The 26031-nt window shown below is 58.1% G+C and carries 29 protein-coding genes; 13 read left to right on the forward strand and 16 right to left on the reverse strand.

The features are described 5' to 3' along the window. Window positions 1-4 precede the first annotated feature (4 nt). Window positions 5-640 carry a LysE family translocator gene (locus tag HU731_RS10725; protein WP_186607824.1) on the reverse strand — a complete coding sequence of 212 codons (636 nt, stop codon included), beginning with the start codon at window positions 638-640 and terminating at the stop codon, window positions 5-7. Between the two features lie 156 nt (window positions 641-796). On the opposite strand from HU731_RS10725, the gene HU731_RS10730 reads away from it, so the two are divergent. Beyond that, window positions 797-1168, forward strand: a complete 372-nt coding sequence (locus HU731_RS10730) for a PH domain-containing protein (protein WP_044268264.1) — start codon at window positions 797-799, stop codon at window positions 1166-1168. 582 nt (window positions 1169-1750) lie between these two features. Here HU731_RS10730 and HU731_RS10735 read toward each other — a convergent pair. The 5 genes from HU731_RS10735 to HU731_RS10755 all read right to left on the reverse strand — a co-directional run bounded on the left by HU731_RS10735 (window position 1751) and on the right by HU731_RS10755 (window position 3827). Beyond that, window positions 1751-1984, reverse strand: a complete 234-nt coding sequence (locus HU731_RS10735; RefSeq protein WP_186607823.1) for a hypothetical protein — start codon at window positions 1982-1984, stop codon at window positions 1751-1753. Next, the gene (locus HU731_RS10740) at window positions 1981-2214 is read right to left on the reverse strand and encodes a hypothetical protein (RefSeq protein WP_078803760.1); all 234 of its coding nucleotides are present in this window, start codon (window positions 2212-2214) and stop codon (window positions 1981-1983) included. Before HU731_RS10740 ends, HU731_RS10735 begins: the two co-directional genes overlap by 4 nt. Then, window positions 2211-2723, reverse strand: coding sequence for a type VI secretion system amidase effector protein Tae4 (locus HU731_RS10745; RefSeq protein WP_161904582.1), 513 nt, complete (start codon window positions 2721-2723; stop codon window positions 2211-2213). Before HU731_RS10745 ends, HU731_RS10740 begins: the two co-directional genes overlap by 4 nt. Before the next feature lie 267 nt (window positions 2724-2990). Next, window positions 2991-3365, reverse strand: a complete 375-nt coding sequence (locus HU731_RS10750) for a c-type cytochrome (protein ID WP_186607822.1) — start codon at window positions 3363-3365, stop codon at window positions 2991-2993. A 30-nt stretch (window positions 3366-3395) separates the two neighbouring features. Further along, a complete protein-coding gene (locus tag HU731_RS10755) occupies window positions 3396-3827 on the reverse strand; it encodes a bleomycin resistance protein (RefSeq protein WP_186607821.1) in 432 nt (143 codons plus the stop codon). Window positions 3828-3991: 164 nt separating this feature from the next. Here HU731_RS10755 and HU731_RS10760 point away from each other — a divergent pair, with 164 nt between their 5' ends. From HU731_RS10760 to HU731_RS10805, 10 genes are all read left to right on the forward strand, one after another. After that, on the forward strand, window positions 3992-4354 hold the full coding sequence (locus tag HU731_RS10760; RefSeq protein WP_044268271.1) for a response regulator: 363 nt from the start codon (window positions 3992-3994) through the stop codon (window positions 4352-4354). 212 nt (window positions 4355-4566) lie between these two features. Continuing rightward, the gene (locus tag HU731_RS10765) at window positions 4567-5181 is read left to right on the forward strand and encodes a biliverdin-producing heme oxygenase (protein WP_186607820.1); all 615 of its coding nucleotides are present in this window, start codon (window positions 4567-4569) and stop codon (window positions 5179-5181) included. Continuing rightward, on the forward strand, window positions 5178-7406 hold the full coding sequence (locus HU731_RS10770; protein ID WP_186607819.1) for an ATP-binding protein: 2229 nt from the start codon (window positions 5178-5180) through the stop codon (window positions 7404-7406). Before HU731_RS10765 ends, HU731_RS10770 begins: the two co-directional genes overlap by 4 nt. 138 nt (window positions 7407-7544) lie before the next feature. Continuing rightward, complete coding sequence (locus HU731_RS10775; RefSeq protein ID WP_186607818.1) at window positions 7545-7718, forward strand: hypothetical protein; 174 nt, start codon at window positions 7545-7547, stop codon at window positions 7716-7718. A 103-nt stretch (window positions 7719-7821) separates the two neighbouring features. Then, window positions 7822-9723: an alkaline phosphatase D family protein gene (locus HU731_RS10780; RefSeq protein ID WP_186607817.1), complete on the forward strand. Its 1902-nt coding sequence runs from the start codon at window positions 7822-7824 to the stop codon at window positions 9721-9723. 137 nt (window positions 9724-9860) lie between these two features. Continuing rightward, the gene (locus HU731_RS10785; RefSeq protein ID WP_186607816.1) at window positions 9861-10874 is read left to right on the forward strand and encodes a sensor domain-containing diguanylate cyclase; all 1014 of its coding nucleotides are present in this window, start codon (window positions 9861-9863) and stop codon (window positions 10872-10874) included. Window positions 10875-10983: 109 nt separating this feature from the next. Then, on the forward strand, window positions 10984-12237 hold the full coding sequence (locus tag HU731_RS10790) for a 2-aminoadipate transaminase (RefSeq protein ID WP_186607815.1): 1254 nt from the start codon (window positions 10984-10986) through the stop codon (window positions 12235-12237). A gap of 144 nt (window positions 12238-12381) precedes the next feature. After that, window positions 12382-12636 carry a type II toxin-antitoxin system Phd/YefM family antitoxin gene (locus HU731_RS10795; RefSeq protein ID WP_003194039.1) on the forward strand — a complete coding sequence of 85 codons (255 nt, stop codon included), beginning with the start codon at window positions 12382-12384 and terminating at the stop codon, window positions 12634-12636. Further along, complete coding sequence (locus HU731_RS10800) at window positions 12633-12887, forward strand: Txe/YoeB family addiction module toxin (protein ID WP_135309690.1); 255 nt, start codon at window positions 12633-12635, stop codon at window positions 12885-12887. Before HU731_RS10795 ends, HU731_RS10800 begins: the two co-directional genes overlap by 4 nt. A 100-nt stretch (window positions 12888-12987) precedes the next feature. Next, window positions 12988-13704, forward strand: coding sequence for a hypothetical protein (locus tag HU731_RS10805; RefSeq protein WP_186607814.1), 717 nt, complete (start codon window positions 12988-12990; stop codon window positions 13702-13704). 49 nt (window positions 13705-13753) lie between these two features. Here the strand turns inward: HU731_RS10805 and HU731_RS10810 are convergent, their stop codons facing one another. The 3 genes from HU731_RS10810 to ptaA all read right to left on the reverse strand — a co-directional run bounded on the left by HU731_RS10810 (window position 13754) and on the right by ptaA (window position 17004). Beyond that, complete coding sequence (locus HU731_RS10810; RefSeq protein WP_225931651.1) at window positions 13754-15055, reverse strand: MFS transporter; 1302 nt, start codon at window positions 15053-15055, stop codon at window positions 13754-13756. 73 nt (window positions 15056-15128) lie between these two features. Continuing rightward, window positions 15129-15800 (reverse strand): helix-turn-helix transcriptional regulator, encoded by a 672-nt coding sequence (locus tag HU731_RS10815; protein WP_189661204.1) that lies wholly within the window; start codon window positions 15798-15800, stop codon window positions 15129-15131. Window positions 15801-15921: 121 nt separating this feature from the next. Then, on the reverse strand, window positions 15922-17004 hold the full coding sequence (gene ptaA / locus HU731_RS10820) for a pyoverdine biosynthesis transaminase PtaA (RefSeq protein WP_186607812.1): 1083 nt from the start codon (window positions 17002-17004) through the stop codon (window positions 15922-15924). A 212-nt stretch (window positions 17005-17216) separates the two neighbouring features. Between ptaA and HU731_RS10825 the strand changes: the two genes are divergently transcribed. Both HU731_RS10825 and HU731_RS10830 read left to right on the forward strand, forming a co-directional pair. Continuing rightward, a complete protein-coding gene (locus HU731_RS10825) occupies window positions 17217-17822 on the forward strand; it encodes a helix-turn-helix transcriptional regulator (protein WP_186607811.1) in 606 nt (201 codons plus the stop codon). After that, window positions 17809-18672 (forward strand): queuosine precursor transporter, encoded by an 864-nt coding sequence (locus HU731_RS10830; protein WP_186607810.1) that lies wholly within the window; start codon window positions 17809-17811, stop codon window positions 18670-18672. The genes HU731_RS10825 and HU731_RS10830 overlap by 14 nt, the downstream gene beginning before the upstream one ends. A gap of 107 nt (window positions 18673-18779) precedes the next feature. On the opposite strand, the gene queC is transcribed toward HU731_RS10830, so the two are convergent. The 7 genes from queC to HU731_RS10865 all read right to left on the reverse strand — a co-directional run bounded on the left by queC (window position 18780) and on the right by HU731_RS10865 (window position 25741). Next, complete coding sequence (queC, locus tag HU731_RS10835; RefSeq protein ID WP_044268318.1) at window positions 18780-19478, reverse strand: 7-cyano-7-deazaguanine synthase QueC; 699 nt, start codon at window positions 19476-19478, stop codon at window positions 18780-18782. Between the two features lie 134 nt (window positions 19479-19612). Then, window positions 19613-20500, reverse strand: coding sequence for a heme o synthase (cyoE, locus tag HU731_RS10840; RefSeq protein WP_019817484.1), 888 nt, complete (start codon window positions 20498-20500; stop codon window positions 19613-19615). Window positions 20501-20511: 11 nt separating this feature from the next. Further along, window positions 20512-20847, reverse strand: coding sequence for a cytochrome o ubiquinol oxidase subunit IV (cyoD, locus tag HU731_RS10845; protein ID WP_003194051.1), 336 nt, complete (start codon window positions 20845-20847; stop codon window positions 20512-20514). Next, complete coding sequence (locus HU731_RS10850; protein WP_034133624.1) at window positions 20847-21473, reverse strand: cytochrome o ubiquinol oxidase subunit III; 627 nt, start codon at window positions 21471-21473, stop codon at window positions 20847-20849. Before HU731_RS10850 ends, cyoD begins: the two co-directional genes overlap by 1 nt. Before the next feature lie 3 nt (window positions 21474-21476). Then, complete coding sequence (cyoB, locus tag HU731_RS10855) at window positions 21477-23495, reverse strand: cytochrome o ubiquinol oxidase subunit I (protein ID WP_005791254.1); 2019 nt, start codon at window positions 23493-23495, stop codon at window positions 21477-21479. Between the two features lie 3 nt (window positions 23496-23498). Beyond that, the gene (cyoA, locus tag HU731_RS10860) at window positions 23499-24440 is read right to left on the reverse strand and encodes a ubiquinol oxidase subunit II (RefSeq protein ID WP_186607868.1); all 942 of its coding nucleotides are present in this window, start codon (window positions 24438-24440) and stop codon (window positions 23499-23501) included. Between the two features lie 794 nt (window positions 24441-25234). Beyond that, complete coding sequence (locus tag HU731_RS10865; RefSeq protein ID WP_003194055.1) at window positions 25235-25741, reverse strand: disulfide bond formation protein B; 507 nt, start codon at window positions 25739-25741, stop codon at window positions 25235-25237. Between the last annotated feature and the right edge of the window lie 290 nt (window positions 25742-26031).

Genomic DNA, 26031 nt, shown 5'->3' on the forward strand with positions numbered 1-26031 from the left:
AGATTTAGCGCCGCCCTTCCACCGCCATCCGCACCGCCAAGCCCATCAACACCGACCCCATCAGCCAGCGCTGCAGCACCTGCCAACCCGGCCGGGTGACAAAGAACACCGCGATGGAACCCGCCATGCAGGCAATCACCGCGTTGACGCTCACGCTGATAACAATCTGCAGGGAACCCAGCGCCAGGGATTGCATCAGCACACTGCCATGCCCATTCGGGTCGATGAACTGGGGCAGCAGCGACAAATACATCACCGCCACTTTGGGATTGAGCAGGTTGGTGACCAAGCCCATGGTCACCAACTTGCGCGGGCTGTCCTTGGGCAAGTCGCGCACCTTAAATGGCGAGCGCCCACCCGGCTTGACCGCCTGCCAGGCCAGGTACACCAGATACAGCGCCCCGCCGAACCGCAACGCGTCGTAGGCAAACGGTACCGCCATCACCAACGCCGTGATACCCAGCGCCGCGCACACCATATACACCACAAACCCCAGCGCCACCCCACCGAGAGAAATCAACCCGGCCGTGCGCCCCTGGCAGATGGAGCGGGAAATCAGGTAGATCATGTTCGGCCCGGGAGTCAGTACCATGCCGAGTGAAATCAGGCCGTAGGCGAGCAAGCTGGACATATCAGGCATGGATTGGCTCCTGGTTTTTTAGGCTGCCAGCGTGAAATCCTTCGCCGACGCGGTCGTGTTGAGCGTCATGCTAGGGGCTTGCAGGCCCAGGCGTTAGATACAGATCCGCAAGTAAAACGTCATACACCGGCGGCACCACTTACCTAGGACAGGCACATGATCGACTTCAACAACAAAGGCTTCTTCAAACTCAAGCAAAACAACGAATACGCCGAACGCGTATCGGCCCTGCTGCTGGACGACGAAGAAGTGGTCGACGCGTACAAGGCCATGCGCGACGGCGTTGTGTTCACCACTAAACGCATCATCGCGGTGAACGTGCAGGGGATTACCGGCAGCAAGAAGGACTTCACTTCATTGCCGTACAAGAACATCGTGGCGTACTCGGTGGAAACTTCAGGGACGTTTGATCTGGATTCGGAGTTGGAGATTTACTTTTCTTCGTTGGGGAAGGTGAAGTTCGAGTTCACTGGGAAAACCTCGATAGTGGAAATCTCGCGGCTGATTTCCAAGCATCTGCTGAGTTGATCCACATCGCTGTTCAAAAGTGAGCCACCGTTGGGGCGGAACCCTAGGTGGCCGTTACCTCAGGAATGGATATGTACTCGGTATAACTGTGTCAGCTGTCAGGCCGTCTTCGCAGGCAAGCCAGCTCCCACATTTGGATCGCAGCGCGTCAGCTACACCAACGCCCGCTGTCAGGCCGTCACGGGAGCAAGCTCCCTCGCCACAGGTTCAGCGTCGCGCCGAAGTTGTGTGATACCTATGCTGCGATGACGCCAGCCCCATACGTGCTCAAGAAAATTGCCCTCGAGAGAAAGTTAGAGGGTTCGCTTTCTATGATTATCAAATCCAAAGAGCAGGCCTACTTACATAGTAGGCCTTCCCTTTTCTGCTATTTACTTCTTCCTGGGCTTTCCTGCATCGTCCCGCTTATCGCGAACCTGGCCATCTTTATTTCTTGATCGCGGCTGCTCGCCACCACCGGGCTTCGGAACATTAACATTTGGATTCAGAGGTCTTCTATCTGTCATTTTAGTTTCCTTAAGGTACGTTGGACTTACTCAGGAAAATCACAGCCGCTGAATCACTAAATACTCAGGCACCCACTTAATCGAACTGCTGGTGGTCACCGGCCACTCCGGAGACTAGCAAATGGCCATCACCATAGCTATCCCGCTCATCGGAGCCATATCCCATTCCCAATTCCTGTGCCTGCAGCGCCAAAGCCTCCATACATATCTGACTCACAATATCCTGCCGTTCTTTCAACGTATTTAAGCGCACAACTCGAGCTCGCCTAATTTTAAGTCGCCCCTCAACCCCGTCGAAGTACACCATCATTCCCGCCCCCTACTCAAACGCCTGCCATACCAAACCGCCCCGCTCAACGCCGCTCCCAAAACCACAACCCCATTCCCAACCAACCAAAACCCAAAATTCCTGCTCTGATCCGCATCCCCTTGGTAAAACGGCCCAAAATACGCAGACACGGCCACCACCAAACCGTTAAACACTCCGAGCGCCACTACAACCAGCCCGACGACAAACACCACGCCCTTAACCAGCTTCATATGACCTTCCAAAACCAGATTTCCCTGGACTCGTGATAGTCCGAGAACGTCCCCTCAATCGAAAACCCCAGCTGGATACGCGGATAACTCAGCCAATCCGTCAACCGCCGTCCATTCCAAAGGTCAATGTGGTCACCGCTGCGATTGCCAAACGTCTCATTCCCTCGGCGCCAAAAATCTTTGAAAAAGATAATGCCTTGCTGTCCCGCCAACACCTCTTCGAAATCCTCAGGTTTTATCTTCTTCGGGCGCTGCAAACCGGGGATATTCGCACCACTTAGAGCTTTGGCCATCTCCTCAGCCGCCAACACATGGCCCTCGCTCTTGGCATGCTGCCAACAATAGCGCACGCCTCTCAACCTGCTCAGGTCGGCGCCTGACCTGCGCAGTGCTACACCCAGGTTAATGGCGCATTGGTCACTGAAATTTTTGGCGCCGTTTGTTCTACAAGGGGCGGCGTCTCCGAAGATTTCGGGGTGGTTTTTCCATAGGGAGTTGAACGTCAACATTAAGCGCTTCCATCGCGTATTTTTCACACGAACGTAGCAAACGCTTTGCCGATAATGGTGAGGTCAGGCGCAAATCAGAACGGTCCTACTTGTGTGTAGGCTTTGGATGCAGGCTAAGGCTCACACTGTGCTTTTTTGTAGGATCGAGCTTGCTCGCGAAAAACGTCAACGATGACGCGTGCTTCCTGAATGAATGCGACGCCTGTGAGCTTTTCGCGAGCAAGCTCGCTCCTACAGAGGACGGTGATGCGTGCCAGCCTGTGCGCCTCACTTGGGCTGGAATGTCTCAAAGTACGCCAGGATATTTTCAATCTTCTCTTGGTCACTGATCCCCCAGAAGATCATCCGCGTGCCACTGACAACCTTCTTCGGATTTTCGATGTAAGCCGCCAGTTTTTCCCGCGTCCACACCACGCCCGAATTTTTCATCGCATCCGAATACTGGTAGTCCGTTGTAGTACCGGCAGGCCGGCCAATGATGCCGTTCAGTTCCGGGCCAAAACCACCCCGCGCGCCTTCACCGATGCTGTGGCAGCCGCCGCAGGTCTTGGTGAAGAGTTTGCCGCCCGCTTCGGCGTCGCCGGCCGCGAACGCGGGTGCGGCGATAACGGTCAGGGCGAGGGTCAATAACACATACTTCATTCAGGTCTCCCTATCGGCTGTTGCCGTCGATTATGCCTGCTGGAGCGGCCTTTCCCCCAGCCGCTCCACCAGGCGTACCAGGTAACCGTCCGGGTCTTGCACGATGAACTGGCGTTGCCCGGCCTCCACGTCGTCGGCTCGGTACCAGGCGTCTTCTACATCGCGGAACAATGGCCAGCCGATTTGCGCCAAGCGTTGCAGGATAGGCGCTACGGCAGGCACATCGATTTGCAGGTTGATGCCGCGCCCGAACGGTGGCTGCAACGGTGCGGTCAGCCACTGGCCGGCCTCGGGGTCGTATTGTTCGAGCATGATTTGCGCGCCGTGCAGGTCGAGGTAGGCAAAGCCTTCTTCAGCACGCTGATAGGCAATGGCGAAGCCTAACTGTTCGACCCAGAACGCCAGACTGGCGCTGAGGCGGGTGACGATCAGTTCGGGCACGAGTGGGTTACGGTTGAACATGGCATTCCTTGGGACGGCAGGGTGGCGTTCACCTTAACGGATTGTGGTGCCCATGACTCACAAGCGGTCAAACGACCACCCATCGATTAAAAAACATCCAATCGAACCTATCCGGCCACCTTCCACTCCACCTTACTGAACCCCCTGATGGTGGAGTAAGGATCATGGCTCAGCCATCGATTTTGGTATTGGAAGACGACGAGATCATTCGGGCGTTGATGGTGGATGTGCTGGAAGACTTTGGTGCGGTGGTGACATCGTTTGCCTCAGCGGACGAAGGGATGATTTACCTGGAGCGCGGCGATGACCCGGTGGATTTGATTGTCAGTGATATTCAAATGCCCGGTTTGCTCAATGGTTATGACTTGAGCCGTGTGGTCGCCCATCGCTGGCCTGAAGTGCAGGTGGTGCTGACCTCAGGCAACACGAAAATCGCCGCCGAGTTGGGCAGTTCGGTGCGGTTTCTGCCCAAACCGTGGAGTACCGACCACTTGCTCGAGTGCGTGCAAACGGCATTGATGCACTAGGGCCTGCCCCTGCATTGATAGCAGCGCGATATCATTTCAACCGAACTTGAGGGCCTGTTCTGCGGTCATGTAAGGTGCAAGGAGCGACTTTTCTGATCCACTGGTCAGCCTTTTCGCTTATGCGTTCAGCTGACGACAATGAGTTGTGTAGAATCGTCGCCCATTTTCACGCGTCATTCATGGCCGACAGGCCCACAGTTCGAGCTCATTGAATGCATTCACAGGCCCATGACGTTAGTGCGCCCTCCTTGTTGGAAACGTTGCGCACGGGCACGGGCCTGCTGCATGTGGCGTTGGAACAGCGCCTGCCGTTTTTTTCCGAGCGCCTGGATGCCCAGTGGTATCGGCGCTTGCTGCAGGCGTACTACGGCTTTTATCAGCCAATGGAAGCGGCGCTGTACGAAAGCGGCTTGATTCCCGATGGATATGAGTCTGCGTTGCGTGTGAAAACGCCAACACTGGTCAATGACCTTCTTGCGCTCGGCCTCACTGATCACGCCATTCATGCCCTGCCTCGCTGCACTCAACTCCCTGCATTAGACACACCGGCTGCGTGCCTCGGCGCCCTGTATGTGCTGGAAGGCGCCACCCTGGGCGGCCAAGTGCTGCGCCGGGAAATGGCCCTGCGCCTGGGTGTGAACGCCGACAACGGGGGTGCCTTTCTCAATGTATACGGCGCTGAGACCGGACGGCGCTGGAAAGATTTCCTCGATTACCTGGGCCGTCAGCCACTGGATACACATACCGCCGCGCGCGCGGTGATGGCGGCCCGTTCGACATTCAGCGGCTTTGAGCAATGGCTCGACAGCCAGGAGGTATTGCTGTGAAACCCGAAGATTTTGAAGAGCTGCTTGCCAACTGCGCCGACGAACCCATTCGTTTTCCGGGGGCCATCCAGCCCCACGGCGTGCTGCTGACCTTGTCGGAACCCGGCCTTAACATCATTCAGGTAAGTGCCAACGTCGGTACGTTGTTCGGCCACGCCCCCGAGGCGCTGTTGAATCAACCACTGCACAGGTTGATTGGCGAGGAGTACGCCCAGGCCGTGCAAACCATGGCCGAGGACAGCGCATTCCTGGACTCGCCGCCCCTGCTCATCACCTTCAAGGGTGAGCAGTTCGAAGGCCTGTTGCATCGCCATCAGGGCGTACTGGTGCTGGAATTCGAACCACGCCTCAAGGATTTCAAACCCCGTGCGCACAATGGCCGCACCAGCGACCTGGGCAAGATGCTGCACCGCCTGCAATCGGCAAAAACCTTGCAGGCGCTCTACGCCATCACCGTCAACGAAATCCAGGCCATGACCGGCTATGACCGGGTGCTCATCTATCGCTTCGAAGAAGAAGGCCATGGCCAAGTGATCGCCGAAGCTTCGGCACCTTCCATGGAATTGTTCAACGGGCTGTTCTTCCCCGCGTCCGACATCCCCGAGCAGGCCCGCGAGCTGTATCGCACCAACTGGCTACGGATCATCCCGAATGCGTCCTACGAACCGGTACCGCTGCTGCCCAAATTACGCCCGGACACCGGGCAACCCCTGGACCTGAGCTTCGCCACCCTGCGCAGCGTGTCGCCGATTCACTGCCAGTACATGCAGAACATGGGCGTGTTGTCGTCCATGAGTATTTCACTGATGAAGGGCGACAAGCTCTGGGGCCTGATCAGCTGCGGTAACCGTGAGCCGCTGCTGGTGCCTAACGATTTGCGCATGGCCTGCCAGACCATCGGCCAGGTGCTGTCACTGCAGATCAGTGCCATGGAGACCCTGGAGCTGACCCGCCAGCGCGAAGAAAAAGTCGAAGCGCTGGCGCTGCTGGACCTGGCGATGAAGGCCTCGGCCAATAACGTATTCGACGGCCTGGCCCAGCAAGGCCGAATGCTGATGGACCTGACCCTCTCTGGTGGCGTGGCGATCATCGAAGATAAACAATTGCACCGCTACGGCAACTGCCCGGAACCGGCGCAGATACGTGCGCTGCACAAGTGGTTGCAGGGCAACGGCGCGCCGGTATTTTCCAGCCATCACCTGGCCTCGGTTTACCCGCCTGCCGCCGAGTATCAGAGCGTGGCCAGTGGTGTGCTCGCCATGAGCTTGCCCAAGCCTGTGGATAACGGTGTGTTGTGGTTTCGCCCCGAAGTCAAAGAGAACATCCACTGGAGTGGCGACCCGAAGAAGCCGCTGAATCTGGAAGCCTGCGACGCGGGTATGCGCCTTCGCCCACGCACCTCGTTTGAAATCTGGAAAGTGGAAATGGCCGGCATCTCCACCAAATGGAGCCACGGCGACCTGTTTGCCGCCAACGACTTGCGCCGCTCAGCGCTGGAGAACGACCTGTCCCGGCAGGTGCTGCGCGAGCAACAAGCGGTGCGTGCCCGTGACGAGCTGGTCGCGGTGGTTTCCCACGACCTGCGCAACCCCATGACCGTCATCTCCATGCTCTGCGGCATGATGCAAAAAGCCTTCAGCTCCGATGGCCCCCACACTTCACGGCGCATCTCTTCCGCCATCGACACCATGCAACAGGCCGCCGGGCGCATGAACGTGTTGTTGGAAGACTTGCTCGACACCTCGAAAATCGAGGCCGGGCGCTATGTGGTCAAACCGGTGGCGCTGGACGTCAGCCAGATCTTTGAAGAGGCGTATTCGCTGCTGGCCCCACTGGCCTCGGAAAAGGGCATCGACCTGTCGTTCAATGTCGAGCCCGGCCTGCAGATCAAAGCCGACCCGGAGCGCTTGTTCCAGGTGCTGTCAAACCTGATCGGCAACGCGATCAAGTTCACCCCGCGCCAGGGCAATATCGGCATCAGCGCCATGAGCAATGGCGAGGAGATTGTATTTTCGGTGCGCGACTCCGGTGAAGGCATTGCACCGCACGATTTGCCCCATGTGTTCGATCGTTATTGGACCCAGACTGAAAACAACCCCACCGGCAGCGGGCTGGGGCTGTATATCACCCAGGGGATTGTCCAGGCCCATGGTGGGCGCATCGAGGCCGAAAGCGAGTTGGGCCGCGGCAGTGAGTTCAGGTTTACGGTGCCAAAGCCTGCCTGAAACGCGCCCATTCTCTGAACCCAACATGCGGATACCTATGGCCGGGAACGAACGACCTGGCCAATGCCACTGAAACAGTGCGCACTCAAAGGGAGTATTGATGCGGGAACAATCCTCCATTTGAGTAAGAGGTTCACCATGATCATCAGTCACGCGTTTTACACCTATTACGCCAACCAATCCGCGCAAAACCAGCTGGCTATCGTCAAGCCTGTGGATATCCCGTCACCCCACACAAACAGCCAGACCGAACCGCAACCGCGGCCAAGGCGCCCCTCCATGGTCGCGCTCGGACAAGGCCGACTGACCTGACTAACGTGCGACAGTGCAGCGCCCGGCGCTGCACTGCGTTGACAAAACACCGACATCCACTGCGCTACTCTTTGCGTTCTACTTCGTGTGAGCCACACCCTCGATGCTTCAACCCGACACTTTGCCCGCGGTCATTGCCGGCCCCCTCCTACGGCGCCTGGAGCCGCAGCGCCTGGTTATCTGGTTGGTGGGCAGCCGTGCCCTGCCCCTGTGCTTGAGGCTGCAATTACCCTCGGGCGAGACGCTGGATACCCCCCTTGATGCGACGCACTGCCAAGTCGTGCCTGTCGGGCGCCATGCCTTTATCCACCTGATCGACATAGCCCTGAGCCACGCCCTGCCACAGGATGAAATCATCGGCTACGACCTGTTGATCGACGGCCTCGCCATTGCACAATGGGCACCGCACGTGCTGTATGGCGACGCGGCGACGCCAAGCTTCGTGCTGCATAGCCGCATCCAGCACTTGGTGCATGGCTCCTGCCGCAAACCCCACCACCGTGCCGACGAAGGCTTGCTGTGCGTCGACCGCCTGTTGGCGGATGCTCGCACACCGCTCGACCGCCCAGCCTTGCTGATGATGAATGGCGACCAGATCTACGCCGACGACGTCGCAGGGCCCATGCTGCGCGCCATTCATGGGCTGATTGCGCGCCTGGGCCTGTTCGATGAGTACCTGGAGGGCTCGGTGGTGAGCGACAGCGCCAGCCTTTATGGGCATCGCGCCAGCTACTACCACCGGGCCGACCTGCTGCCCGCGCTGGACAGTAACGAGACCTTGCGCGAACGCTTTTTCGGCGGCGTGAAGAAACCAATCTTCACCAGCAGCACCGCCGACAATCACCTGGTGACCTTCGCCGAAGTGATCGCGATGTACCTGCTGGCCTGGTCGCCAGCACCCTGGACGCTGATCACGCCAGAACCGCCGCCGCTGAGCGCGCAAGAACAGCAACGCTACGCCCGCGAACAGGTTCATATCGATCAGTTCCGCGACGGCCTGCCGGAGGTGGCGCGAGTGTTCGCGCACCTGTCGACGCTGATGATGTTTGACGATCACGACATCACCGACGACTGGAACCTCAGCGCGCAGTGGGAAGAAACCGCCTACGGCCACCCCTTCTCCAAACGCATCATCGGCAATGCCCTGCTGGCGTATCTGTTATGCCAGGGCTGGGGCAACCAGCCCCAGGTATTTGGCGAGCTGCTGGGCCAGACCCAGGCACTGACCGGCCAGGTACAGGCCAATCATCTCGACGCGGCGGCGCAAGACGCGTTGCTGGAAGCCTTGCTGAAATTCCAGCAGTGGCACTACGTATTGCCCACCACCCCGGCGCTGGTGGTACTCGACACCCGCACCCGACGCTGGCGCAGCGAGTTCGCCCTCAAGCAACCCTCCGGCCTGCTGGACTGGGAAGCCTTGAGCGAACTGCAACAAGCCCTGCTGGACCACCCGTCAGCCATCATTGTCTCGCCCGCGCCGGTCTTTGGCGTCAAGCTGATCGAGACGGTGCAAAAGGTGTTCAGCTGGTGCGGTTTTCCCCTGCTGGTGGATGCCGAGAACTGGATGGCCCACCGTGGCGCCGCCCAAGTGATCTTGAATATTTTCCGCCACTCACGCACGCCGGGTAACTACGTGATCCTCTCCGGCGATGTGCATTACTCATTTGTCTACCAAGTGCTGATCCGCCACCGCAACGGCGGCCCCAAGATCTGGCAAATCACCAGCAGCGGCATCAAGAACGAGTTCCCGCCGCGCCTGCTGGAATGGTTCGACCGGCTCAACCGCTGGCTCTACTCCCCGCGTTCGCCGCTCAACTGGTTTACCCGCCGCCGTACCATGCAGGTGGTGCCCTATATTCCCGAGCACGCCGAGGCGGGTGAACGGTTGTGGAACTCGGCAGGCATCGGCCAGGTGTTTTTCAATGAGCAGGGCCAACCGCAGGCCATTTACCAGCACAACGCGGATGGGAGGCCTCGGACAAAGATGATGGCGCCAGAAAAATAGCGTTTCACCACTCGTCATAAGCAGCACACCTGCCCTATTCAAAGCGCGCCAGCGCCGATGTACAGTAGCGCCAGCCACGGAGTATCGGCGTCAACCATGACTGGCCTTGGGCGCCAGCCCCCGCAGGAAGCGCTCAGATGGACGATACATCCGGCAAAGAACCGCTACGCAATGAGGTGTCCGACCTAAACGTCGACCTGTTGCACGCCATCATGGAACTGGTCAGTGATGGCATCTGGGACTGGAATGCCAATACCGGCTTCGTCTACCGCAATCCCGGTTGGTACGAAATGCTTGGCTACTCCCACCATTCCCTGGAAAACAGCGTGTTCACCTGGGAGAACGTGATCCACCCCGAGGATTACCCCCGCGTGATGGTGGTGTTCGATGACTACATCAGCCAGCGCGCCGCTCATTACCGGGCCGAATACCGCTGCCGAAAAGAAGACGGTACGTACCTGTGGATCGAGGACCGTGGCTACGTCATTGCCCGCAACCCCGACGGTTCAGTGGCGCGCATGGTCGGCGCGCACCGCGATATTCATACCCGCAAACGCTCCATCGAACAGTTGCAAAAGCGCAACCAGTCCCTGGAAGCACTGGTCGCGGAACGCACCCTTGAGTTGTCACGCGTCAACCAGCAACTGCAATTGCAACTGGACGAAAACCGTTCTTTGGCCGAGCGGGACGCCCTGACGCGCATCGCCAATCGCTACCGCCTGGAAAAAGTACTGCTGGAGGAATGCGACCGCGCCGAGCGCTTCCGCCTGCCCCTGGCACTGGTGGCCATGGATGTCGATGACTTCAAGCCGATCAATGACCAATACGGCCACGGCGTCGGCGACCAGGCGCTGATACGGGTGGTGGAAACCTTGGAGACCTGCGTACGTACAAGCGACCTGCTGGCGCGCTGGGGTGGCGATGAGTTTATGGTGGTGCTGCCCAAAAGCAGCCTGGACACGGCCAAAGAACTGGCACAAAGGATTCGCCATAAAATCAAGGAGGCGGCCCCCGTGGGCGCCGTGAACCTTACCCTGAGCCTGGGCGTGGTGGAGCGGCGCATGGGTGAATCCCCGGCGGCGCTGATGGCGCGGGCCGATCAAGCCTTGTACCGGTCCAAGGCGGCGGGCAAGGACGGGGTGTCGGAATAGCCGCAGCTCCTTCCAAGGTGGAATGACCCGGCAACTTTATTTCGTTTGCGGCAAGGCCAGGCGCGCGGCTTAGATAGCGCTGCGCCCACCACTGCCGAGTCCCAGAGTCATGAGTCACGCAAGCATCAGCCAGTCGATTTCCATCGTTCACCCCATCAGCCTCAGTCACGGTAAAAACGCCGAGGCCTGGGACACCGCAGGTAAGCGTTACATCGACTTTGTCGGCGGTATCGGCGTACTCAATCTGGGCCATTGCCACCCGGCCGTGGTGGCGGCGATTTGCGAGCAAGCCACCCGGCTTACTCATTACGCGTTCAACGCCGCACCGCATACGCCCTACATCGAGTTGATGCAACGCCTCAGCGCGTTTATCCCGGTGGGTTACCCGGTCAGCGGCATGCTCACCAACAGCGGCGCCGAGGCGGCGGAGAACGCGTTGAAGATCGCCCGTGGTGCCACCGGGCGCACAGCAGTGATCGCCTTTGACGGCGCCTTCCACGGGCGTACCCTGGCGACCCTCAACCTCAATGGCAAGGTCGCGCCCTACAAGCAGAAGGTCGGCGTACTGCCCGGCCCTGTGTATCACCTGCCCTACCCCAGTACCGATAATGGCGTGACCTGCGCCGAAGCGCTGAAGGCCATGGACCGTCTGTTCAGCGTGGAAATCGACGTAAACGATGTGGCCTGCTTCATCATCGAGCCGGTGCAAGGCGAAGGCGGTTTTCTCGCCCTGGATACTGAGTTCGCACAAGCTCTGCGGCGCTTCTGCGACGAGCACAACATTGTGCTGATCATCGATGAAATCCAGTCGGGTTTCGGGCGCACCGGCCAGCGTTTTGCCTTCTCGCGCCTGGGCATCGAGCCGGACCTGCTGCTGCTCGGCAAAAGCATCGCCGGCGGCATGCCACTGGGGGCGGTGGTCGGGCGCAAGGCGCTGATGGACAACCTGCCCAAAGGCGGCCTGGGCGGCACTTACTCGGGTAACCCCATCGCCTGTGCCGCGGCGCTGGCCACCCTTGAGGTAATGAGCGATGAACATCTGCACGCGTGGGGCAACGCGCAGGAAGCCGCGATTGTGGGCCGCTATGAAGCCTGGCACGCGCAACAACTGTCGCCCTACCTGGGCCGCCTCACCGGTGTCGGCGCCATGCGGGGCATTGAACTGGCCCATGCCGACGGCACACCCGCCCCCCAGCAACTGGCGCAACTGCTGGAGCTGGCGCGAGAGGCTGGCTTGCTGCTGATGCCCAGTGGCAAGTCGCGGCACATCGTGCGCTTGCTGGCCCCGCTGACCATTGAGCCTGAGGTGTTGGAGGAAGGCCTGGATATTCTCCAGGCGTGTCTCGAAGAACTGGACGAGTAAAATGTATCAACAGGTTTGACGCTGCTCCACTCAGTCGTTGACCTTGTCCGTGAAGTCCGGGCGAGGTGGATGACCGTTGATAAGATTCCCGTTGTGGATATGTACGTATTTCTGTACGTTAAACCCATCCAACAAGGAGTCCCCATGGAAACTATCAACTACACCAACGCCCGAGCCCATCTGTCCGAAACGATGGACCGGGTCAACGATGATCACGTCCCACTGTTACTGACTCGACAAAAAGGCGAGCCGGTGGTGATGATCTCGTTATCAGAGTTCAATGCTTTGGAAGAGACGGCTTACTTGCTGCGCTCGCCTAAAAATGCCGAACGTCTCATTAACTCAGTCAACAGTTTACGAGCAGGCAAAGCCAAGCCAAGGCGGTTGATTGAAGAATGAAAATACTTTTTACCCCTGAAGGCTGGGACGACTACCTCTGGTTTCAACAGAACGACAAAGCCGGGCTCAAGCGCATCAACCTCTTGATCAAGGCCATACAGAGAGACCCGTTCGACGGCGTGGGAAAGCCTGAACCTCTCAAACATAATCTGAGTGGTTTCTGGTCTCGGCGAATCACCGCGGAGCATCGTTTGGTTTATGGCATCGAAGATGATGAAGTACAAATATTGATGTGCCGCTACCACTACTGAAATTGTTCTGACGCCCGAGCCAGCCTTGACCTGATCCCCCCACCCGCTGAAAATGCCCGACGTTTTTTTGTCTCTCCGCTTACTACGCAGTGAAATTTTAATGTCTGATTCCTACACCGAAAAATCCGCCGAAGACTCCGTAGTCGCCCTGCACGCCAAAGCCGAATACGAAAACGCCATCAACCTTTCACAGCATGTGCCAGCCGCCAAGATCATCAGCGAGATGGTGCTGGATGCGTTTCACACCTCCAAGGAAAGCGACCAGATCCGCGAATTGCGTGTTGCCATCCGCCAGGCCCATGATGCCTTTGACGATGACAAAGCCTATGAGCTGATGGGCCAGCTCAAGCAATTGAAAGACGCCGAAGCCGCAGACAACGCCGCCCTGGAACACCTGAGCAGCCAGTTCTCGATCAGCCGCATCCTGTCCAGCTTCAAGGACGACCCAGAGTTTCAGGAACTGGTCTACGGCCTGGCCCTCAAGGTGCTTAACCAGTCGCACCAGGCCATCAGCAACCCGAGCGCCGGCAAGGGCAAGGCAGCACGCGCCAAGAAAGACACCGAAGTGTTTGTGATCAGCAAGGATGGCATCAGCGTCACCCTGCCGCTGCGCACCCCGCGTTCCAAGCTCAATGTGGACCGCGAGGCGTTGGAATTCCTCGGCTTCACCTTTGTGGGCGAAGGCAGCGAGGCGGAGCTTGCGAGCGAAACCTTCATCGACAACAGCGGCGCCGAACAACCGGTCACGCGCAAGAGCATCGTGACCGCGCTGCAACAGCAAAGCGCGTTTGACGGCTACGCCATCGCCGCCCAGTAAGTGGCTAACGCAACCCGGCGCGCGCGCAAGGCGCAGCGCCGGTTGCCGTCTACGCCTCTTTGTTCCACAACACCGCCGAGCTTTTCATCATCCCTACGGCAATTGCGAACAGCACCAACACGCAGCCTGTCAGCAGCCACGGTGATGGCAAGGTTGGCCGGGCCAGCAACATGAACGCCAGCGATGGCGCGATCATCACGCCGATGTTGACGCCCGCCGAGTAGTAGCCAAGGTTGCGGCCCACGCTGTCGCGGCTGGAAATGCTGCTGACGTAGTGGGTGATCGCGGGGAACACAATCATCTCGCCCAGGCTCCACAACACCGTAGCAAGCATCAACAGCGCGCCAACCTGACCAAAGCCCATCAAGAAGAAACCACTGCCTGCCAGCAAGAAGCCGATGATCAGCGAGCGGCTGCTCGACAAGTGCGCCATGCGCAGGTTGATCGGCACTTCAAACACAATCACTAGCAACGCATTGATAAAGAAGATGATGCCCACGTAATAGGCCGGCAATTGGGTGTAGTTGATGATGTACGCCGACAGAAAAGTCGGCGGCAATGCGTAAGCCACGTGCACCGGCAGCGCCGCCAACAGGATCACCAGCAGTCGCGAACGCTCATGAGCCACCACCTCGGGCAAGCCCTCGCCCTTGCCGGCGATGGGCGCGTCTTGAGTGGCTGGTCGAAACCGACCGAACCGCAGGCAGGCGGCGAAGGCCAGCAAGGACAACACGGCATTGATGTAGAACACCGCATCGGCATTGCGCAGAAAGATCAAGCTACCCAGCAACGGCCCGATGGCCATGCCGATGTTGATCGCTAGCCGGTTGCAGGAAAACGCCACCTTGCGCGACTCCAGGCTGCTGTGAGCCACCGTCTCGGAGAACGCGGCCGGTGTGAAGGCTTCGTAACAAGCGCCCCAGAGAAATGACAACAGGAACAGCGCGAGCAGGTTTTCCACCGAGGGTATGACCAGCAGCAACACCGCGTTGAACAACAACGAAGCGAGGATGACCCGGTTGGCCGAAAACCGCTTGATCACGGCGCCGATGATCAGGTCGGTACACAGGGCGCCCGCGCCATACACCCCGACCAACAGGCCGGCCGTGCCCGCCGATATCGCGTGTTGATGAATCAGGTACGCCGCGTAAAAAGGAAACGCCAGGGTGCCCATGCGGAACACCAGCGTGATCATGAACAGTGCTTGCAACCGCGCATTAAGGCCGCGCAAGGCGTGAAAAGTGCCCATCAGCGCAACACGCTGGCACAGGTGTGGAGCAAAGCTACAGAGCGGCTCATCCGGATGTCCTTTGGCAATGGCGGCGCCGGTGTGTCCGGCGCCAAACTCCATAGCTGGGCAACCTAATGCAGCACTGTGCAGCCAACAAGCTACCCATTAGGACAGGTAGGTGCTGATTGCAGCCTCAGGCCGGGTGGCGGATATAGCCCAATTGCAGGGCCTTGCCGATTGCTGACTTGCCATTGGTGACCTGCAATTTGCCGAAGATATTCTTCATATGAAACTTGACCGTATGGGAGGTCATCGAGGTCAGGAGCGCTACTTCGTTGTAGGTCTTGCCCAGGCTGACCCAAGACAATACTTCGGTTTCCCGTGGGGTCAGCACCGTCTGTTGCGCGACCGGCGCGGGGTGATCTTCCAGGGCCTCGTCGTACATCGACACCAACAGCATCTGCAGCTCACTTTGATGGGCCAGCACGGTCTCGCGAAACTGCTGGTCTTCGCCGAAGCTGCACAGATTGAGCACCGAATAGAAGCCGCGATTGCCATGCACGATAAAACTGGCGCCCTCGCCAACGGGTTTATAGGGGCCCGGCACCGGCACCGCCTCATCGGCCACGGCCAGCAGGTGTTCATCACTCCAGAAAAACGGTTTGATCCGGGTGCGGGTCAATGAAACCAGCTGGCCACGCCGGTAGAAATCGTCGGCCGTGTCGGAAGGCTCCATGGCCTCGGGGTAATTGGACACAATCTGCGCTTGGTCCATCGGCGGCCCACACTGGTAGACCTCGTAGTGCCCCAGGCCACGGCGGCTCAGCTCGGTATCGAGCAAGCGGCGCATATCCTCGGGCAGCATGGGCGATTTCTTATCGGGTTGGCCATTGGTTCGCACGGGTGTCTTCCTTGAGCATTCGACCCGGTCGAGCATGAAGCATGCCTGGCTTACCTGTCCAGGCAGCGGATGACAAACACAGGGGCTAGACCTGCGCCGCGAATACCTCGCGAAAGCGCTGCATCTCCTGCGGGTTGCCCACCGTCACCCGTACCCAATGCGGCCAACTCTTCCACACCCGCCCAACCAGCACATTCTGTGCCGCCAACTGCTCAATCACCTGCTCTGCCGGGCGCTTCACGTCGATCATGAAGCAGTTGCTGTGGGAAACCGTACAGGTAAAGCCCCGGCCCTTGAGCCAGGCGATCGTCTCATCGCGCAACCTGGCATTGAGCGCTTTGCGCTGGCCCACCAGTTGCGCATCTTCCAGGCTGGCACGGGCGGCCAGCAAGCTGGCGCCGGCCGGGACGTTGTCGCCGCCGAACACCGCCAACCGCTCCAGCAGCGCCGGGTGGCCGATCGCCAGGCCCAGGCGCGCACCGGCCATGCCGTAGATCTTGGAGAACGTGCGCAGCACCAGCAGGTCGTCATGGTCGTTGACCCAGCTCACGCAACTGGGGGCGTCACAGAAGTCGATATAAGCCTCGTCCACGACCAGCACGCTGCCCTTGGGTTTATTCAACAGGGCTTGGCGGATGGCCTCGGTCGAGGTGAGCGTACCGGTCGGGTTGTTGGGGTTGCACAGGTACAGCATGCCGGCCTGTGGGTCCGCCGCGAGCATGGCGGGCACATCGTGGGCATGCTGGGCATCGAGGTTCACTTCTTGCACCGGCGCCTTGATCGATTCGGCCGCCTGGCGCGGTACTTCGTAGGACGGCGTGGCCATCACCAAGCCGCGAGTCTGGCTGGCGAACGCCAGCACCGCGTAACGCAGGGCGGCCATCGAGCCGGCAAATACCCCGACGTTTTCTTCGGCGATGCCCTGTTGCTGGGCAAACAGCGCGGCCAATGCATACATGTCCGGGTAAGGGTAACGCCCGGAGGCTGCAATCGCGCGCTGCATCGCCTGGCGAGCCGCGTCTGAAGGGCCGTAAGGGCTTTCGTTGTAATTGAGCAGCACCTTGTCAGATTTCGTCGGCGCTGGGCTGGCGAGGGCCCAATTGAGCTGCCCCATCACAGGCAGGGCCGCGCCCAAGGCGAGAAGGGATCGACGACTGACACGCACCATAGTGACTACTCCTTGTAGCGGCGCGAGGGATTCGCGCTGGCCGTTCAGAAGAGTATGACGAGAAAGCCGTTGCCGGATTTACCACCAAGGCGTATCCCTGCACTCAGTACTTTATTGTTATAGCGGGCGCATGCAACACTTTCACTGCCGCCAAACCCGCAACATCGGGTTGTGCCGGCATGGACTGATGACTAAATGGAAGTGGTGAGCACTTGATACACAGACGGGAAAAAACCGAGCACTTGAAGAGCAACATCAAGTACTTGATCAAGAGTCGTGGCGAAACCCAGCTTTCGTTAAGCAGTGCCGCCGGCCTCACCAGGACGACTATCTACAACATCCTGGAAGGCAAGGTCGTTAACGTACAGCAGTCGACGATCCGCAAGATCTCGGACTTCTTCGGCGTATCCTACGAAGAAATCGAGACCATCAGTTTTGAGGCCAAGGAAGTCATCGAAAGCAACGTTTCCCCACTAGGCAACAAGAACCCGGCGGCAGTGCCTGTGCTCAAGGAAAGCCTGCTCATGCAGAACCTGGGCAAGCGCATCGGTGAACTGGCCACGCTTCATCCGCTGACCTACTACTTTGGCAGCGCCTGCAACCTGATCGGCGTGCGCCTGGAGCACGGGATTCCCGGCCTCAACGAACCGGGGGACTTACTGATCGTACAGAAAGGCTCGTCGAGCGACGATAAAGAAAAACTGGTGTACGACCGCGCCACCAAGAAGCTGTTCATCACCCTCGAGCCCTGTGGGAACTCAGAACGTTTGTGTGTCATCGGCGACATCCTTGAGGAGCGCTTCAATGACCTCGTCTGAAGGCGCCGTGGAAAACAGCAAATACAAGTTGCTGGGCTTTGAAAACGACAAGCGACTGGCAGTGATCATGGTGATCGCCACAGGCAAGGTCCTCAAGATCAAGCTCAGTGAAGTGCTCAGCAGCGAAATGATGGACAACTTCAACAAGATGGAAATCAAGAACCTGTACAAGAAGTTCTATTCCCAAGGCGGAACACTGACCGCCTACGATATAAACGACCGCAATGAAAACTCCTGGATGATCTACATCATCCTGAACTTGCTGCTGTTCACCTTCTATATCTTCACCAGCATTGCCGCGACCAAGCCGATTTACCTGGAGTCGTTGGGCATCATCGTCACACCGGGCACGTTCCTGTACCCGCTGACCTTTTTGATCGTGGACTTGCTCAACGAGAATTTCGGCTTGCGCCTGGCCAGGCGGGCCATTCTGTTTGCGTTTGCCAGCAACGCGATGATCATCATCCTGCTGTATGGCTCCACGTTCTTGCCGGGGCTGCCGGGCTGGAAGCTGGATGGGCCTTATACCGACGTGATCCTGCAAGTGTCGTCGGTGCTCGTGGCCTCTTCGGTGTCTTTCCTGGTGTCGGAGAACATAAACTCCTACCTGCTGTGCAAGATCAAGGAGCTGACCAACTCCAGGTACCTGTACCTGCGGATATTCCTCAGTACGTTCTTCGCGGTGATTATCGACAGCTTCCTGTTCTGCTTTATTGCCTTCTACGGGGCGATGCAGACCAGCGATATCCTCAGCATGATTTACGTGCAAATCGCGATCAAAGTCGGCTTTGCGTTCTTCAACATCCTGCCCGCCTATGGCGCACGCTCATTGTTCAAACGCTATCAATAATCCTGTAGGAGCGAGCTTGCTCGCGAAGAACCCGAGAGCACCGCGTTCAACCCGATGCGCTGCGTTATCGTTGACGTTCTTCGCGAGCAAGCTCGCTCCTACATGGGTTATTTGAGTTGTAACTTGTGCTTGAGGCTCTGCATGACAGGTGTCTTGTTCTGCAGGTAGTCATTCAAGCCCCGAGCCCGCAGGTTGCACGCATCACACTCGCCGCAGCCGGTACCGATGATGCCGTTGTAGCAGGTCAGCGTCTGCTCGCGCACCAGCTCCAGTTGCCCGTGGTAATCGGCCAGGGCCCAGGTCTCGGCCTTGTTCAGCCACATCAACGGCGTGTCCAGGCGCACGTCGTATTCCATGCCCAACTTGAGGGCCTGGTTCAGTGCTTTGACAAATTCATCCCGGCAATCGGGGTAGCCTGAGAAGTCGGTTTCGCACACGCCGGTGATGACAGTTTCGGCCTTCACTTGATAGGCGTAGATCGCAGCCAGGGTCAGGAACAGGATGTTGCGCCCCGGTACAAAGGTGCTCGGCAGGCTTTCGCCCGAGCTATTCACGGTCGGCACCGGGATGTTGTCGCGGGTCAGGCTGCTGATCGCCAGCTCATTGAGCAGGGACACATCCATTACTTTGTGCACGGTGGCGCCCAACTGCTTGGCCAACTTCTGGGCCACTTCGATTTCTGCCACATGGCGCTGGCCGTAATCAAAGGTAATGCAGTGCACTTCGTCATACAGCGGCAGGGCCTGGATCAGGCAGGTGGTCGAATCCTGCCCGCCACTGAAGACCATCACGGCTTTTTTACTCATTGCATTGCTTCCTGCATTCGAAGAATTAGGGTGTAGGAGCGAGCTCGCTCGCGAAAAACGTCAACGATAACGCAGCGCTCAATAAAAAACCCCGCGCGACTTTCGAAGGCGGGGCTTTTTTACTGCAAGACCACTCAGTGAGCGTAGGTCAGCAACAGCTCTTTCGGCACTTGGAAATCCAGGGACATCATCACGCTGAGCGCGGTGATGGTGAAGATCGAGAACACGAACAGCTTGCGCGCCCAGACGGTGTCGTCCACCGCCTTGTAGCCGGTCCAGGCCATGTACAACCAGTACATGCCCATGGCGGCGGCGACGGCGAGGTAGCTCATGCCGGCGTAGCCACTGAAGGTTAACATCAAGGTCGCCACGAGGAAGGCCAGGATGTAGAGCAGGATGTGTTTCTTGGCCACCTGGATGCCACGCTTGACCGGCAATACCGGAATCGACGCAGCCAGGTAGTCATTGAAGCGGAAAATCGCGATGGCGTAGGAATGCGGCATCTGCCACAGGCTGAACATCACCAGCAGCACCAGCGCGGCCATGTCGAAGCTATTGGTCACAGCCACATAACCAATCACCGGCGGCATCGCCCCCGACAGACTGCCCACCAGCGTGCCGTGAACCGACTTGCGCTTGAGGTACAGGCTGTAGAGGCCGACGTAGATGACAAACCCGATCACGGCAAACAGCGCCGCCAACGGGTTGGCCACCTTGTACAACAGGGCCACACCGGCAACACCCAGGACGGTCGCAAAGATCAGTGCCAGCTTCAGGGAGATAAGGCCCTGGACCAGCACGCGATTCTTGGTGCGCTCCATCTTGATGTCGATGTCACGGTCGATGCAGTTGTTGAATACGCAACCGGAAGCAACCACCAGGGACGTACCGATCATTGCCGCCAGGAAGATGGCCAGATCGACATGTCCCTTGGAGGCCAGGAAGAAACCGCCCGCCACAGAAAGCACGTTACCGAAAATGATCCCCGGTTTGGTGATTTGGATAAAGTGCTTAAGCGACATCGGGTCTTACCTCACTTCGCCATCATGTAGGTGTGGATGCTGAACATGATCCACAGCGACAGACCAACCAGCAGAACGATCACCAGGCCTGCGAACACAAACGCGATCACGTTCTCGCGCTGCTCTTTGGAGCGGTCCAGGTGCAGGAAGTACACCAGGTGAACCAGAACCTGAATCACCGCGAACGCCAGGACGATCATCAAGGTGATCGACTTCGGCAAGGTTGGGTACATCACCAGGCCGAACGGGATCAGGGTCAGGATGACCGACAGGATGAAGCCGATGGCGTAAGACTTTACGCTGCCATGGCTTGAATCGTGGCTGTCATGGGAGTGTGCATTAGCCATTACAGAGTCCCCATCAAGTAAACGACGGTGAATACGCAGATCCAGACCACGTCCAGGAAGTGCCAGAACAGGCTCAGGCAGCTCAGGCGGGTCTTGTTGGTGTTGGTCAGGCCGTGCTTATTGACCTGATAGATCATCACCGCCATCCACAGCAAACCTGCGGTTACGTGCAGACCGTGGGTGCCGACCAGCGTGAAGAACGCCGACAGGAAACCGGAACGGTGCGGGCCGTAGCCTTCGGAGATCAGCAGGTGGAACTCGTTGATCTCCATGCCGATGAAGCCCAGGCCGAACAGGAAGGTCAGGCCCAGCCAGGTCAGCACGCCCTTCTTGTTGCCCTTGTAGAAGGCCAACATGGCGAAGCCGTAGGTGATCGAACTGAACAACAGCAAGGCGGTTTCGCCGAGCACGTAAGGCAGTTCGAAGATGTCGTGGCCCGATGGGCCACCCGCTACGTTGTTTACCAGTACCGCGTACACCGCGAAGATCGACGCAAACAAGATGCAGTCGGTCATCAGGTAGAGCCAGAAACCGTAGACGGTTATTGGCCCCGAGTCGTGGTGGTGGTCATCGTGCCCATGGTCATCGACATGGGCGTGTCCAGCATTGGTCACTAAGTTCGACATGGTTTAAGCCTGTTCCAACGAGGTTTCTACACGGTTGGCCGGGATCTTCTTCTCGGCTACCAGGCGAGCGTGCTGCTCGGCTTCGATGCGTTCGATCGTTTCGACCGGCACCATGTAGCCTTGATCATCACGGGCAGCGTGAATGATGAAGTAACCGATAGTGCCCACCAGGCTCGCGATTGCCAGCCACCAGATGTGCCAGATCATCGCGAAACCGAACACGGTCAACAGCGCACCCATCACCACGCCAGTGGCGGTGTTGTTTGGCATGTGGATCGGTTCGTAGTGCTTAGGCTTCTGGTACGCGGTACCGTCTTCCTTGGCTTCGGTGAACGCATCAATGGTGTTCGCAGTAGGGATCACGGCGAAGTTGTAGAACGGTGGTGGCGACGAGGTCGACCATTCCAGGGTGTGGCCGTTCCATGGGTCGCCGGATTCGCACATGTTCTTCTTGCGATCACGCACGCTGACGTACAGCTGGATCAGCTGGCAGGCGATACCCACAGCGATCATCACGGCACCGAACATGGCAACGTACAGGTACGGTACCCACTCAGGGTTGGTGGTGGCGTTCAGACGACGGGTCATGCCCATGAAGCCCAGTGCATAGAGCGGCATGAACGCGACGAAGAAGCCCGAGATCCAGAACCAGAACGCAGCCTTGCCCCAACCTTCGTGCAGCTTGAAGCCGAACGCTTTCGGGAAGTAGAAGCTGAAACCAGCGATGTAGCCGAATACCGCACCACCGATGATCACGTTGTGGAAGTGGGCAATCACGAACAGGCTGTTGTGCAGCACGAAGTCAGCACCCGGGATGGCCAGCAGTACGCCGGTCATGCCGCCGATGGCGAAAGTCACCATGAAGCCCAGGGTCCACAGGACCTGGCTGGTCATGCGCAGACGACCGTGGTAGATGGTGAACAGCCAGTTGAATAGCTTCACCCCCGTCGGGATGGAAATCAGCATCGTCGCCAGGCCGAAGAAGGCGTTGACGCTGGCCCCCGAACCCATGGTGAAGAAGTGGTGCAGCCACACCATGAAGCCCAGTACGGAGATCGCGCCAGAGGCGTAGACCATCGAGTGGTGACCGAACAGGCGCTTGCCGGTAAAGGTCGAGATCACTTCAGAGAAGATACCGAACGCTGGCAGGATCAGGATGTACACCTCAGGGTGACCCCATGCCCAGAACAGGTTCACGTACATCATTGGATTGCCACCAAGTTCATTGGTGAAAATGTGGAAATCCAGGTAACGGTCAAGCGACAGCAGCGCCATGGTAGCGGCCAGGATCGGGAACGAAGCCACGATCAGCACGTTTGCCCAGGTGCAGGTCCAGGTGAAGATCGGCATGTCCATCAGTTTCATGCCAGGGGCGCGCATTTTCAGGACGGTGGCCAGGAAGTTGACCCCCGTCAATGTCGTCCCGAGCCCTGATAACTGTAGCGCCCAGATGTAGTAGTCCACACCCACGCCCGGACTGTATTGCAGCCCCGACAATGGCGGATACGCAACCCAACCGGTCTTGGCGAATTCGCCGACGCCCAGGGAAACGTTGATCAGCACCACGCCGGACACCAGCAGCCAGAAGCTCAGGGAGTTCAGGAACGGGTAGGCAACGTCACGCGCACCAATCTGCAGCGGCAAGGCAAGGTTCATCAAGCCGGTGAAGAAAGGCATCGCCATGAAGATGATCATGATCACACCGTGGGCGGTGAAGATCTGGTCATAGTGTTCAGGTGGCAGGTAGCCAGGCGAACCCTCGGTGGCCATGGCCAACTGGGTACGCATCATGATGGCGTCGGCAAAACCACGCAGCAGCATGACCATGGCAACGATGACGTACATGACGCCGATTTTCTTGTGGTCAACCGAGGTCAACCACTCGGTCCACAGGTAGGACCACTTCTTGAAATAGGTGATACCCGCAACCAGCGCCAAACCACCCAGCGCGATCATGGCGATAGTCACCATTACGATCGGCTCGTGGAATGGGACCGCGTCCCAGCTTAATTTACCAAACATCGTTTACTCCTCTGCCCCAGCAGTTGAATGCGCGCCCGTATCAGAACCTTCAACCACGGCCACTTCTTTCTTCTCGTGCTTGACCGGCTTGCCTGGCTTCATACCTTCGTACTTGTCGACGATTTTCTGAAACAGGTCCGGCTCATACGCGGAGTACAAGGCGACAGGGTTGTTCTGGCTCGGTTTGGTCAGAGCGTCGTATTCAGCTTGATCAAGCTGTTTAGGTGCGGCCTTGACTGCAGCTACCCAGGCGTTGAAATCTTCCGGGCTTGTCGAGATCGCTTTGAATTTCATGCCGGTGAAGCCAGCGCCGCTGTAGTTGGCGGAGATGCCTTCCATTTCAGCTTTTTCGTTGGCGATCAGGTGCAGGCGGGTCTGCATGCCTGCCATCGCGTAGATCTGGCCGCCCAGTGCAGGGATGAAGAACGAGTTCATCACGGCGTCGGAGGTGATCCGGAAGTTAAGCGGGGTGTTCTCCGGGAAGCGGATCTCGTTGACGGTGGCGATACCCAGGTCCGGGTAGATGAACAGCCACTTCCAATCGAGCGCGACCACTTGGATGTTCACAGGCTTGACGTCGGACTCCAGCGGACGGTACGGGTCCAGCTCGTGGGTCGACTTATAGGTGATGTAACCCAGGGCGATGATGATGAGGATCGGGACCAGCCACACCGCGATTTCGATCTTGGTGGAGTGCGACCACTTCGGCGCGTAGGTCGCGCTGGTGTTCGACGCACGGTATTTCCAGGCGAAGGCGAAGGTCATCACGATCACAGGCACCACAACCAGCAGCATCAGCAGGGTGGCAGTGATGATCAGGTTTCGTTGATCCAGACCGATCTGTCCTTTTGGGTCCATCAAGGTCCACTTGCAGCCTCCCAGCATTAACATCATGCCAAGCAGCGGCAAAAAGCCTAGTAATCGGGGGTACCTGTTTTTACTCATCTCACGACCTCTAAAGCAGCTTGCGCAATGCAGTTGGGTTTTGATCGCCAACACTTCACCCTGCCAAGGGTTGGCATTTCTCTTCGATTGAATAAGAGCCTGCCCGACACGTCATGACTGTACGTTTCACGGACCTGCAGTGAGTTCTTATTCGATTTCGTGGCTAAAGGCCTTGTTACAGACCAATTCCATTTGGTGCGGATAGTTGAAAGGCTGCCGGAACCTGGGGTCGCATTGAGCCTTCCATCTGCTCCTCGACCGCTCCAATGCTCAAATATTGAACAGCACCGGACATTCAGTGCGGGCGATTGTAGTTAGCTAGCGATGTATAAACCATGTCTTATAAAGAAATAATTTTTATCGATTCCAGCAACAATCCTTCACCAAAGTTGCAAAGATTCGCGATCTTATCGTGTTCGATTCTCAACAAAAACCACAAAAATTGCCGTGTTATTGGGCACAGTGCCACTTCCCTTACGGCTTGTAAGGGCATGCGCATGCCGTCCAAGTCCCCATAAAACAAGGCATTCATAGAGGCTGCAGGCGTTCGGGCCGCACACGAATCGGGCCACGGTGCGCACCACGAACTGACAGCACAATTTGTGCGCCGGGTGCAAATTTAAGGGCTGATTTGGTGGGTCAGAAAGGTCCTGCGACAGCGTCCGTGTGACAACATGTCGCACGCTGCGCGCACCTTCCGTTGCCCCTCGTCACGGTGCTTTCACAAATCCCTACAAACAAAAACGCTCCGGCCTTCATTCAGAAGGAACGGAGCGTTTGGCAGCCGCGGCGACTCAGGCTTTGGGGTGACGGTTACGATAGATGCACAGGGGCACCAGGATCGCCGTCAACACGAATGCCACCAGTGCCCATTGGGCCAGGGACAGGCCGAGGATCGGCGGGTAGGGGGTGCTGCAGAAGCCGTCGACCTGGAAGCCCAGGGGAAACACTTTGGCCAGGGGCAGGTCATCGACGATCGGCTGCAACACATCGATGCCGCAGCTGACCTGGGGGAAGAATTGGGTGTACACGTGATGGCCGGCCGCAGCCACGCCACCCAAGGCGCTGAGCACCACCAACCCTTCAAAAAACGTCAGCGCGCCCTTGGTGCGCATGGCGGCACCGATGAACGCGAAGAGCGCAATCAGCAGCAAGGCGTAGCGTTGCAGAATGCACAGCGGGCACGGTGCTTCGCCCAGCACCACCTGCATGTACAGCGCCCCGCCAATCAGCGCCAGGCAGATGATGCCCAGCAACACCAGAAAGCGCCGCTCCCTGCCTAAACGCATGTCGTCAATCATTCCCGTCTTTCCCTTTCTCTGGTTGTGCCTGATGGCAACAAGTTTACACACAGGCAGTGGTTAAAACAGAGAGGGGTTAACTGCGGATTAATCGGGAGCAATAGAGGGCCAAATGTGGGAGCGGGCTTGTCACCGCCTTCTGTAGGAGCGAGCTTGCTCGCGAAAAACGTCAACGATAACGCGTGCTTGCTGAATGAACACGGTGCCTGTGAGTTCTTCGCGAGCAAGCTCGCTCCTACAAAAAAGCCTTAACTGGCTGGGATTAGGGCTTGCCCGCTCCCACATTTTGG

The organism is Pseudomonas salmasensis, from assembly GCF_014268375.2.
In the GTDB taxonomy this organism is placed as follows: domain Bacteria; phylum Pseudomonadota; class Gammaproteobacteria; order Pseudomonadales; family Pseudomonadaceae; genus Aquipseudomonas; species Aquipseudomonas salmasensis.